General features: G+C 50.4%; 10 protein-coding genes and 1 pseudogene. 7 read left to right on the top strand and 4 right to left on the bottom strand.

The features are described 5' to 3' along the window. Positions 1–202: 202 nt before the first annotated feature. From ybgE to cydA, 4 genes are read right to left on the bottom strand one after another with little or no spacing between them, the layout of a single operon-like run. Positions 203–496: a cyd operon protein YbgE gene (gene ybgE / locus OGY71_RS19080; RefSeq protein ID WP_003831434.1), complete on the bottom strand. Its 294-nt coding sequence runs from the start codon at positions 494–496 to the stop codon at positions 203–205. Further along, positions 496–609 (bottom strand): cytochrome bd-I oxidase subunit CydX, encoded by a 114-nt coding sequence (gene cydX, locus OGY71_RS19075; RefSeq protein ID WP_003022970.1) that lies wholly within the window; start codon positions 607–609, stop codon positions 496–498. Before cydX ends, ybgE begins: the two co-directional genes overlap by 1 nt. A 14-nt stretch (positions 610–623) precedes the next feature. Then, the gene (gene cydB, locus OGY71_RS19070; RefSeq protein ID WP_003831431.1) at positions 624–1,763 is read right to left on the bottom strand and encodes a cytochrome d ubiquinol oxidase subunit II; all 1,140 of its coding nucleotides are present in this window, start codon (positions 1,761–1,763) and stop codon (positions 624–626) included. A 15-nt stretch (positions 1,764–1,778) separates the two neighbouring features. Next, positions 1,779–3,347 carry a cytochrome ubiquinol oxidase subunit I gene (cydA, locus tag OGY71_RS19065; RefSeq protein ID WP_003022965.1) on the bottom strand — a complete coding sequence of 523 codons (1,569 nt, stop codon included), beginning with the start codon at positions 3,345–3,347 and terminating at the stop codon, positions 1,779–1,781. 1,217 nt (positions 3,348–4,564) lie between these two features. On the opposite strand from cydA, the gene glmS reads away from it, so the two are divergent. The 7 genes and pseudogenes from glmS to OGY71_RS19030 form a co-directional block, all read left to right on the top strand. Further along, entirely contained in the window at positions 4,565–5,014 is a 450-nt protein-coding gene (gene glmS / locus OGY71_RS19060) for a methylaspartate mutase subunit S (RefSeq protein WP_286613548.1), read from the top strand. Next, a complete protein-coding gene (gene glmL / locus OGY71_RS19055; protein WP_003831429.1) occupies positions 5,014–6,402 on the top strand; it encodes a methylaspartate mutase accessory protein GlmL in 1,389 nt (462 codons plus the stop codon). Before glmS ends, glmL begins: the two co-directional genes overlap by 1 nt. Before the next feature lie 18 nt (positions 6,403–6,420). Then, positions 6,421–7,866: a methylaspartate mutase subunit E gene (locus OGY71_RS19050; protein ID WP_003831428.1), complete on the top strand. Its 1,446-nt coding sequence runs from the start codon at positions 6,421–6,423 to the stop codon at positions 7,864–7,866. Then, positions 7,866–9,107: a methylaspartate ammonia-lyase gene (locus OGY71_RS19045; protein WP_003831427.1), complete on the top strand. Its 1,242-nt coding sequence runs from the start codon at positions 7,866–7,868 to the stop codon at positions 9,105–9,107. Before OGY71_RS19050 ends, OGY71_RS19045 begins: the two co-directional genes overlap by 1 nt. Positions 9,108–9,110: 3 nt before the next feature. Further along, entirely contained in the window at positions 9,111–10,481 is a 1,371-nt protein-coding gene (locus OGY71_RS19040) for an acyclic terpene utilization AtuA family protein (protein ID WP_003831426.1), read from the top strand. Continuing rightward, positions 10,478–10,795: a DUF4387 domain-containing protein gene (locus OGY71_RS19035; RefSeq protein WP_003831425.1), complete on the top strand. Its 318-nt coding sequence runs from the start codon at positions 10,478–10,480 to the stop codon at positions 10,793–10,795. The genes OGY71_RS19040 and OGY71_RS19035 overlap by 4 nt, the downstream gene beginning before the upstream one ends. Before the next feature lie 170 nt (positions 10,796–10,965). Beyond that, positions 10,966–12,247: pseudogene (locus tag OGY71_RS19030) on the top strand (dicarboxylate/amino acid:cation symporter); the annotation flags it as partial. Positions 12,248–12,330: the final 83 nt, after the last annotated feature.

Here is a 12,330-nt window from a genome sequence, read left to right as displayed (position 1 = left end):
TCTTGCCGCCGCGATGCATCAAGAATGTCGTTGTATATCGCGCTGTCTTCACTGTACATCCCGGTAATGCAACAAAAGGTTAGTGCTTTCAAACTTCGCTACTATACGCGCGGGAATGGTGCTTTGGAATGGGGGAAAGTAAACGGAGAGTAAAAAATTATGGGCTTATGCAAGCCCATAAATATTTAAGGATGTTTCTTATTCAAAAGAAGAAGAAAATCAGACCAACAACGAGGACAATATCCGCGATCAGCGGGCAGAAGATGCCCTGCCAATGTACGGCGCGAGGACGGAAGCCAACGCCGTGAATAATGCCTGCGCAGACCGCCCACATCAGCAGGAAACCATGCCAGATTTCAAGCTCACTGGTTTTGGCCGCAAAACGTGACGGATCCCAGAATATACAGCCAGCCAACACGATTGCCAGCACAAATGAAAGCGCCCGCAAGGGGCGCTTGTCCATCGCGTTGTATACCATCGCGATAATGTTGGTCATTAGCTATCTTCTTGCCCGGCTTTGCCTGATTCAACGTGCTCAAGCGCCAGCGCAGTGATTATCCCAAATGCACAGGCAAGAAGCGTTCCCAAAATCCATGCGAAATACCACATTTTAAGCTCCTTACTTAGTACAGAGAGTGGGTGTTGCTTTCAATATCTTCTTTAGTGATGCGACCGAACATCTTCCAGTAACACCAGCTGGTGTACAGAAGAATGATCGGTACAAACACCGCCGCGACCCAGGTCATCAGATTCAATGTACGCTGGCTGGAGGTGGCATCCCACATGGTCAAACTTGCGTTCATCATGGTGCTGGATGGCATCACAAACGGGAACATTGCGATACCGGCAGTCAGGATGATGCAGGCTAACGTCAGTGAGGAGAAGACGAACGCCCATGCCCCTTTCTCCATACGAGAAGTCAGGATGGTCAACAGCGGCAGAACCACGCCCAGTGCAGGAACCAACCACAGGATAGGTGCATTGTTAAAGTTCACCATCCATGCGCCAGCCACACGAGCAACTTCTTTGGTCAGCGGGTTAGAGGCGGCATGATGATCCAGTGCAGAGGTCACAACATAACCGTCAATACCGTAAATCACCCACACACCGGCCAGCGCGAAGCAGACCAGAGTCACCAGCGCCGCAACCTGTGAAGTTGCACGAGCACGCAGATGCAGTTCACCTACCGTACGCATCTGCAGATAGGTCGCACCCTGGGTGATGATCATCCCAACGCTCACGACACCCGCCAGCAGACCAAACGGATTCAGCAACTGGAAGAAGTTACCGGTGTAGTACAAACGCATGTAGTCATCTACGTGGAACGGAACCCCTTGCAGCAGGTTGCCGAACGCCACGCCAATCACCAGCGGTGGCACGAAGCTACCAATGAAGATGCCCCAATCCCACATGTTGCGCCAGCGCATATCTTCAATCTTAGAGCGGTAGTCAAAACCGACCGGACGGAAGAACAAGGACGCCAGAACCAGAATCATCGCCACATAGAAACCGGAGAACGCAGCGGCATACACCATCGGCCAGGCAGCGAACAGTGCGCCACCCGCGGTGATGAGCCAAACCTGGTTACCGTCCCAGTGCGGGGCGATGGAGTTAATCATAATTCGACGCTCGGTATCATTACGACCGAGGAAACGGGTGAGCATGCCCACCCCCATGTCGAAGCCATCAGTGACCGCAAAACCAATCAGCAGAATGCCAACCAGCAGCCACCAGATAAAACGCAATACTTCATAATCGATCATTTGACGACTCCTGTCTTAGCGTGCCGGCTGAGAAGTCACAGTGGACTGCTCGTAGTGATAACGACCGGTTTTCAGGCTACTCGGCCCAAGGCGTGCGAACTTGAACATCAGATACAGTTCAGCCACCAGGAACAGGGTATACAGGCCGCAAATCAATAGCATCGAGAAGATGAGGTCGCCAGCAGTCAGCGAAGAGTTCGCTACGGCTGTTGGTAACACTTCACCAATCGCCCACGGTTGACGACCGTACTCTGCAACAAACCAACCGGATTCAATAGCAATCCACGGCAGAGGAATCGCATACAGCGCGGTGCGCAGCAGCCATTTTTTCTCACCGATACGGTTACGAAGCACGGTCCAGAAGGACACCGCAATGATTGCCAGCATCAGAATGCCGCATGCCACCATGATACGGAAAGCGAAGTACAGCGGCGCAACGCGAGGAATAGAATCTTTCGTTGCCTGCTGAATTTGCGCTTCGGTCGCGTCGGTGACGTTATCCGTATAGCGTTTCAACAGTAGACCATAACCCAGGTCTTTCTTCATGCTGTTGAACTGGTCGCGAACGGCCTGGTCGGTAGTACCAGCACGCAGTTCTTCCAGCAACTGATACGCTTTCATCCCGTTACGGATACGCTCTTCGTGCTGCACCATCAGGTCTTTTAGACCAATGACCGGTGTATCAACAGAGCGGGTGGCAATGATGCCCAGCGCATAAGGAATCTGAATCGCAAAATGGTTTTCCTGCGCATCCTGGTCCGGAATACCGAACAGCGTAAAGGAAGCTGGAGCAGGCTGAGTTTCCCATTCTGCTTCAATCGCAGCGAGTTTGGTTTTCTGCACGTCACCCATTTCGTAACCAGATTCATCACCCAGAACGATAACAGACAGAATAGCAGCCATACCAAAGCTGGCAGCGATAGCAAAAGAACGTTTAGCAAACGCGAAGTCACGACCGCGCAGCATATAGTAGGAGCTGATACCCAGAACGAACATCGCGCCACATACATAACCAGATGCCACAGTGTGAACAAATTTCACCTGTGCTACCGGGTTGAGCACCAGTTCAGAGAAGCTCAGCATCTCCATACGCATGGTTTCGAAGTTGAAATCCGCTGCGATTGGGTTCTGCATCCAGCCGTTCGCAACCAGAATCCACAACGCAGACAGGTTAGAACCCAGAGCCACCAGCCAGGTGACACACATATGCTGGACTTTACCCAAACGGTCCCAGCCGAAGAAGAACAGACCTACAAAGGTGGATTCGAGGAAGAAGGCCATCAAACCTTCGATCGCCAGCGGCGCACCGAAAATATCCCCTACATAGTGGGAGTAGTAAGACCAGTTAGTCCCGAACTGGAACTCCATGGTCAGACCGGTAGCCACACCCAGAGCGAAGTTGATACCAAACAACTTGCCCCAGAACTTGGTCATATCTTTATAAATCTGTTTGCCGGAAAGGACGTAGACCGTTTCCATAATGGCCAACAAGAACGCCATACCGAGCGTCAGTGGCACAAACAGGAAGTGGTACATCGCGGTCAAGGCAAACTGTAAGCGCGACAGTTCGACTATATCTAACATCATGACTCCTTGCTCATCGCATGAAGACTCCGAGAGTGAACCCCGTTAGAAAGGGTCACACGCATGCCCCAATACAAATTTATCTGCTTCCTTCCGCCGCTACCCTTCCCTCTCATTTGAAGAAAAGATAATGATGAAAAGTTACAAACATGTTAATAAAACACTCAAATTGATCCCGCAATTATATTACGCCGTAAAATCCTTACAATAAACAGGTTTTTATCGAGACAAATTTGCATTTTTCGATAGTGATCAATTTATAGCTAATTTACCACTTTCAGACCAATTTGATCTGAAGCAATTTAACCTCTTTTGATGCTGTTTTCCAAGTTTTAAACATTGATTTAAATCAATTTTCAAATTTAATGTTAATAGTGTTTAGCACTCACACTACTAGTAAACGCCATGTTAACAACATGTTTTTCAATGAGTAATTGCCGTTACTACAAATGATAGGATATTTATTTAAATGTACACGATCTTTTAACCAGCCCGGCTGACTAAATTGATAGCAGATAAAGAATCACTAATGCTGGGTAGCTCACAGTTTTTTGTTTAGCAAGTCATGGATTTGTTATTTCATACAAATTATTCATTTAAATTTTACTTATAATTAACACCGAGATGTAACTATCTCAACTGGAAGCGAAAACGTTCCACAATGACCGATGCATTGCGTTTGTCGTTCTGCGAGAGAATGCTGACGTTTCGCTTAAATCATCACTGAAAGTTATCATTAACACCCCCTCTTCTCTTATGTGGCAAAGATTAAATATGCCACAAACATTTCCTTATCATTTTTATCCTAAATTTAACAAAAATGAATTATGACATATAAGATTAAAAAATAAAAAACCGTTATGTCGTTCACAAGTTAATTAGTAATTGGGATTTTTGAAATTATTTAAAACACGTCATAAATGGCGCGCATAACAAAATAAGATTTCGATCACAAACATGGCAAGTAATTTATTACCCAATTCTCTAATAAATTAAAACCAGTTAAAAAAACACATCGCATCACATTGATCACAAAGGGATTTTACACCAACTAAATATAACAATCATTTTTCTCAGGATATTTTGAAAATAGATCAATTGCTTCCTTTTTCGCTTCCACAGAAACTCCAACCCTATTAAGAGGTTGTCACAATCCATGTTCTAAATATTAGAAAATAATTTCACTTATTGACCATCAGCCCTACAGAGGATTACCCATGAAGAAATCTACACTTGTTATTGGCGTCATCGGTGCTGACTGCCATGCAGTAGGTAATAAAGTTCTGGATCGCGTTTTTACTGCTCATGATTTTCACGTAATCAACCTCGGGGTGATGGTGAGCCAGGATGAATATATTGATGCTGCGATTGAAACAGGCGCCGATGCCATCGTGGTGTCCTCTATCTACGGTCATGGCGACATTGACTGCCTCGGGTTACGTGAGCGCTGCATCGAACGCGGCCTTGGCGACATTCTGCTGTACGTCGGCGGCAACCTGGTCGTCGGTAAACATGACTTCGCCGACGTGGAAGTGAAGTTTAAAGAGATGGGCTTTAACCGGGTCTTCGCCCCCAGCCACGATCTAGAAGATGTTTGCGCGCTTATCACTCATGATATTCACCAACACAATGGCCTCGAACAGCGTTGCCTGGAAGAGGCCATCTGATGCAAACAGTTTCTGTCGATATCGGCTCGACATGGACCAAGGCAGCCCTCTTCGCACATGAAGGCGAGGAATTAACCCTGGTAAACCATGTCCTGACCCCAACCACCACACATCATCTGGCAGACGGTTTTTTTGCCAGCCTGAATCAGGTGCTGAATGTTGCCGATGCTCGCCCGTTACTGAAAAGTGGTGAAGTGCAGTTGAAATACTCCTCCTCAGCGAAAGGTGGGCTCGCCGTTGCAGCAATGGGGCTGGTGCCTTCCATTACGCTGGAGTCGGCAAAAGTTACCGCCCATTCGGCAGGAGCGAAAATCGCGCAATATTATTCGTACAAGCTGAACCGTCATGACATCCAGGAGCTGGAATCATCACCACCAGACATTCTGTTGTTTACCGGCGGGACAGACGGTGGCGAAGAAAGTTACGGCCTGGCGAATGCACACGCGCTGGCAGGCTCAAAGCTTGATTGCGCCATTATCTACGCCGGAAACCGGGACATTCAGGACGAAATACAAACGATTCTGGGACATAAGGATCTGACCACGGTAGACAACATTCTGCCGGACCTCGATCACCCGAATCCGTTTGCCGCGCGCCAGGCGATTTGCGATGTGTTCTTGTCACGCATCGTCAAAGGCAAAGGTCTGGACGTTATCGTCGGCGAAACAGGCGAAGAGCCTATGCCGACGCCATGGACGGTATATGAGTTAGTCAAAGCCATTAGCGATTACGACAGCGCATGGAAGGAATTCATGCTGATTGATATGGGCGGAGCCACCACGGATGTCTATTCGGCCAGCGCGAATACCCTCTCCCCCGATACCGTCCTGCATGGTGTTCCTGAACCGTTCGTCAAACGTACCGTTGAAGGCGACCTTGGCATGCGCGTTTCCGCCGTTGTGGTGGGAGAAAGCACGCAGGATATGGTGAAAGTCATCTTCGCCCAGCAGCCACAGCGCGAGGAAGCGTTTTACCGCTATCTACGCCACTTGGTTGGGCAACCGGATTACCTGCCACTCAGCGAGGAAGAGAAATATTTCGACACCCTGCTGGCAGGTTTATGCGTGGGCTATGCCGCTGAGCGCCACGCGGGCACTAAAAAGCAGGTTTGCACCTGCGTGGGTAATGTGGATTTACAGATGGGTCGCGATCTCACCACCGTACGCAAAGTCGTCGGTTCAGGGGGATGGCTCTCTCGCGCCAGCCAGTTCGATATCCATAACTGGCTCAAATACAGGGAGCTGGACGACCAGGGTAAAAGAATTCTGTTACCGAATCAGTTTGAGTATTACCGCGATTCAAATGGCCTGCTCCCGCTACTGGCAAACGTCGCCAGGCTGTACCCGCAAGCCGCTGCTCGCACCAGCATTCAGTGTTTAACCCTATAAAACTTAAGGCAGCTACGAATGGAACTTCGAAATAAAAAATTGACCCATGACGAATTCATGACCGAAAGGCATCAGGTGTTACAAACCTGGGAAACCGGTAAAGACGTTGAGAACTTCGAAGATGGCGTGAAGTACCAGCAATCAATTCCAGAGAAAAAGCGTTTCTCCCTCGCCCTGCTGAAGGCCGATCAGGAGGGTAAAACTCTGAGCCAGCCGCGCGCAGGTGTGGCATTAATGGATGAGCATATTGCGCTGCTCAAAACATTGCAGGAAGAGTGCGACCTCCTGCCAAGTACTATCGATGCCTATACCCGTCTGAACCGCTATGAAGAAGCCGCTGTCGGGATCCAAAAATCCATCGAAGCAGGTACTTCCAAGCTGAATGGTTTACCGGTCGTCAATCACGGGGTTGCTGCCTGCCGTCGTATGACTGAATCGCTGGATAAACCAATCCAGGTTCGCCACGGTACACCGGATGCGCGTCTGCTGGCAGAAATCGCCATGGCCAGTGGCTTTACCAGCTACGAAGGCGGCGGTATCTCCTACAACATCCCTTACGCCAAACGCGTCACCCTGGAAAAATCTATCCGCGACTGGCAGTACTGCGACCGTCTGATGGGTCTGTACGAAGAGAACGGCATTCGCATCAACCGTGAGCCGTTTGGTCCGCTGACCGGCACGCTGATCCCGCCGTTCATGTCCCACTCAGTCGCGATTATCGAAGGTCTGCTGGCGCTGGAGCAGGGCGTGAAGTCTATTACCGTCGGTTACGGCCAGGTCGGTAGCCTGACACAGGATATCGCTGCTATTCAGGCACTGCGTGAACTGTCCCACGAATACTTCCATAACCATGGCTTCGACGATTACGAGCTGAGCACCGTTTTCCACCAGTGGATGGGCGGATTCCCGGAAGATGAAGCAAAAGCTTTCTCCGTTATCGCCTGGGGCGCAGCGGTTGCCGGTATGTCTGGTGCCACAAAAGTCATTACCAAAAGTCCGCACGAAGCATTCGGTATCCCAACCGCGGCAGCTAACGCCCAGGGCCTGAAAGCGTCACGCCAGATGCTCAACATGGTCAGCGATCAGAAATTCCCGCAGTGCGCTGCCGTGGAGCAGGAAGTTGACCTGATTAAGAGCGAAGTCCGCGCGGTATTGAAGAAAGTCTTCGAACTGGGCAATGGCGACATTGCGCGCGGTACGGTGCTGGCCTTTGAAGCTGGCGTGCTGGATGTGCCTTTCGCTCCTGCCGCCTGTAACGCCGGTAAGATCCTGCCTGTTCGCGATAACACAGGCGCAATCCGTATTCTTGAAGCCGGTGCAGTGCCGCTGCCGAAAGATATTCTCGCCCTGCACCACGACTACGTTGCAGAGCGCGCACATTTCGAAGGTCGCAAGCCTTCTTTCCAGATGGTCATTGATGACATCAACGCCGTATCCCACAGTAAATTAATAGGAAGACCATAATGAAAATTAAACAGGCCCTTTTCACAGCTGGCTACTCCTCATTTTATTTTGATGATCAGCAGGCCATCAAAAACGGCGCCGGTCATGACGGGTTTATCTATACCGGCGATCCGGTAACGCCTGGATTTACGTCTGTTCGTCAGGCGGGTGAATGTGTTTCCGTACAGCTGATTCTGGAAAACGGCGCGGTAGCTGTGGGCGATTGCGCAGCGGTGCAATATTCAGGTGCAGGCGGTCGTGACCCACTGTTCCTGGCTGAAAACTTCATTCCGTTCCTCAACGACCACATCAAGCCGTTACTGGAAGGTCGTGACGTTGATTCGTTCCTGCCGAACGCGCGTTTCTTTGACCAACTGCGTATTGACGGTCATCTGCTGCATACCGCCGTCCGCTATGGTTTGTCTCAGGCGCTGCTCGACGCTGCGGCGCTGGCTACCGGTCGTCTGAAAACTGAAGTGGTTTGCGATGAATGGCAACTGCCGTGCGTCCCGGAAGCCATTCCATTATTTGGTCAGAGCGGAGACGACCGTTATATCGCCGTTGATAAGATGATCCTCAAAGGTGTGGACGTCCTGCCGCATGCGCTGATCAACAACGTGGAAGAGAAGCTGGGCTTTAAAGGCGAAAAACTGCGTGAGTATGTACGTTGGTTATCCGACCGCATCTTAAGCCTGCGCACCAGCGAACGTTATCACCCGACGCTGCACATTGATGTGTACGGCACGATCGGTCTGATCTTCGATATGGATCCAGTGCGTTGCGCCGAATACATCGCCAGCCTGGAAGCCGAAGCCCAAGGTCTGCCGCTGTATATCGAAGGTCCGGTTGATGCCGGTAACAAGCCGGATCAGATCCGCATGTTGACCGCCATCACCAAAGAGCTGACTCGTCTGGGTTCCGGCGTGAAAATCGTTGCGGATGAATGGTGTAACACCTATCAGGATATCGTGGACTTTACCGATGCGGGCAGCTGCCACATGGTACAGATCAAGACTCCGGATCTGGGCGGTATTCACAACATCGTTGATGCGGTGCTGTATTGCAACAAACACGCGATGGAAGCCTATCAGGGCGGTACCTGTAACGAAACCGAGATCAGTGCCCGCACCTGCGTACACGTGGCACTTGCCGCGCGTCCAATGCGCATGCTGGTTAAACCGGGTATGGGTTTCGATGAAGGTCTCAACATCGTGTTTAACGAAATGAACCGCACCATCGCGTTGTTGCAAACTAAGGATTAAGAGATGGCACGCACATTTAAGATCTTATCGCCTACGGCTATCCTGGGTTATGGCTTCCCGGAAGAAAGTTTTCGTAAAGCCATGGAAGAGTCACCGGATCTTATTGCTGTTGACGCAGGTTCCTCCGATCCTGGCCCCCACTACCTGGGGGCAGGTAAACCCTTTACTGACAGGGCTGGTGTGAAACGCGATCTGCGCTATATGATTGTGGCAGGCGTTAAGAACAACATCCCGGTAGTAATCGGCACAGCTGGTGGTTCTGGCGCAGCTCCGCATCTGGAGTGGTGTCGCCAGATAATCCATGAGATCGCGCAGGAAGAAAAACTGTCTTTCTCAATGGCGCTAATTCCGTCTGATGTCGACAAAGAAATCGTTCATCAGGCGCTGGATAACGGCAAAATCACTGCGCTCGATTTTGTGCCGGAACTGACTCACGAGGCCATTGAAGAGAGCACCTACATTGTCGCACAAATGGGCATCGAGCCTTTCCAGCGTGCGCTGAAAGCCGGTGCACAGGTGGTCCTGGGCGGACGTGCCTACGATCCGGCCTGCTTCGCCGCGCTGCCGATTATGCAGGGCTTTGATGAAGGTCTGGCGCTTCATTGCGGTAAGATCCTTGAGTGTGCAGCCATTGCCGCCACCCCTGGTTCCGGCTCAGATTGTGCGATGGGAATCATTGACGATAACGGCTTTACGCTGAAGGCGTTCAATCCCAAGCGTAAGTTCACCGAGACTTCCGCAGCAGCACACACCCTGTACGAAAAGTCAGATCCGTACTTCCTGCCAGGGCCAGGCGGTGTGCTGAACCTGAAGGCATGCACTTTCACCCAAGTTAACGAGGGCGAAGTGTATGTCAGCGGTTCACGCCATGAAGAAACACCGTATGCGTTGAAACTGGAAGGTGCACGCCAGGTTGGCTTCCGTTGCCTGACCATCGCCGGAACACGTGACCCGATTATGATTGCCGGGATTGACACGATTCTTGAAGAGGTACAGGCAAGCGTGGCACGTAACCTCTCGCTGAATGACGACAGTATCCGCATGACGTTCCACCTGTACGGTAAGAACGGTGTGATGGGCAACCATGAGCCGATGAAAACTGCGGGCCATGAACTGGGAATTTTACTGGATGTCGTCGCGCCAACGCAGGATATCGCCAACAGCGTTTGCTCTCTGGTGCGCTCTACCCTGCTGCACTACGGCTATGAAAATCGCATTGCGACTGCGGGCAACCTCGCCTTCCCGTTCTCGCCATCTGATATTCAGAGTGGACCGGTGTATGAGTTCTCGATCTATCACCTGATTGAAGCGAGCGATGCGCTGCGTTTTGATTTCCACATTGAACAGGTGACGCCAGAAGGAGTTCAGGCATGAAACACTCAATTTGTTCACTGGCGCAAGTAATTCGTTCCAAAAACGCCGGACCGTACGAACTAGTTTTAGATATTTTATTTAAAACAAGGGAAGACTATCAGCGGGTAAAAGCCTGCGAGCAATTAACGCCGCAGCTTATTGCCGGTTTATATAATGTTGAGCCTGAGTTTATTCACAATATCGTCTGGTTCGATCCAGCGAATGCCGTAAAAATCGTCATGCCACGGGATATTATTTCCGGCAATGTCGGTGACAATGATGTTTATGGTGCGCAGCAACACGCTCCATTATTAAGTATTGAGTTTGACTTGTAACAAAAAAAACACAATAACAACCATTGGAGCACAGAATTCAGCTGTATCACAGTGCTTCGAATTATTCATGCGGTTGGTCACAACAGGCGTGCGTCTGAGCTGCTGTCCAGGTTCAGGCGCACGCCACCCTACACAATTCCAATTACCAGCCTTTATCCGATGGAGTACACATGAAGAAAATTAGTTTAACGAAGATGATCATATTAGGCCTGATACTCGGCATGATTGCCGGGGTGGCCATAAATAATATGGCCGCGGCTGAAACAGCAAAATCTTATGCAGCAGATATTTCCATTTTTACCACTATATTCTTACGTATGGTGAAAATGATTATCGCTCCATTGGTTATTTCAACTCTGGTTGTGGGTATTGCCAAAATGGGCGATGCCAAAACGCTGGGACGTATATTTTCGAAAACCTTCTTCCTGTTTATTTGCGCCTCTCTGGTGTCAATTGCACTGGGTCTGGTTATCGTTAATATCTTCCAGCCAGGCGCAGGTATCAACTTTGTGCCACATGACGTCGGAGCCGTTGCCGCCGTTAAGTCAGAGCCATTCACGCTGAAAGTATTCATCTCACACGCGGTACCGACCAGTATTGTCGATGCGATGGCGCGTAACGAAATTCTGCAGATCGTCGTGTTCTCAATCTTCCTCGGTTGCAGCCTCGCTGCGATTGGTGAAAAAGCCGATCCTATCGTGAAAGTGCTGGATTCACTGGTGCACGTCATGCTGAAGCTGACGGGTTACGTCATGCTGTTTGCACCACTGACCGTTTTTGCCGCTATTTCAGGTCTGATTGCCGAACGTGGTCTGGGTGTGATGGTTAGCGCCGGGATCTTCATGGGTGAGTTCTACCTGACATTGGGTATGCTGTGGGCAATCCTGATTGGCCTGTCTACTATGATCGTCGGGCCTTGCATCGCACGGTTAACTAAATCAATCCTCGAACCCGCTCTGCTGGCCTTTACCACTTCAAGCTCTGAAGCCGCCTTCCCGGGTACGCTGGACAAGCTGGAAAAATTCGGTGTTTCTTCAAAAATCGCCAGCTTCGTTCTGCCTATCGGTTATTCCTTTAACCTGGTCGGTTCCATGGCTTATTGCTCATTTGCCACCGTCTTTATTGCCCAGGCGTGCAACATCGAACTGAGCATGGGCGAGCAAATCACCATGCTGTTGATCCTGATGCTGACCTCAAAAGGAATGGCAGGCGTACCGCGCGCATCAATGGTGGTTATCGCTGCAACCCTGAACCAGTTCAACATTCCAGAAGCTGGCCTGATTCTGCTGATGGGCGTCGATCCGTTCCTCGATATGGGTCGTTCCGCCACCAACGTTATGAGTAACGCAATGGGTGCTGCCATCGTGGGCCGTTGGGAAGGCGAACACTACGGCCAGGGTTGCCGTGGAACTGCGCCGGTGAAGACCCCGGAACAAGAACGTCCAGTTACCGAAACGGAAGTCGCTTTGTCCTGACAGTAGAAGAACGACTAATCGTAGGCCGGATAAAACGCGTCAGCGTTGCCATCCGGCAAT

The organism is Citrobacter sp. Cpo109 (assembly GCF_030332565.1).
Taxonomy (GTDB): Bacteria; Pseudomonadota; Gammaproteobacteria; order Enterobacterales; family Enterobacteriaceae; genus Citrobacter; species Citrobacter portucalensis.
This window is presented reverse-complemented; position numbering and strand designations above follow the sequence as displayed.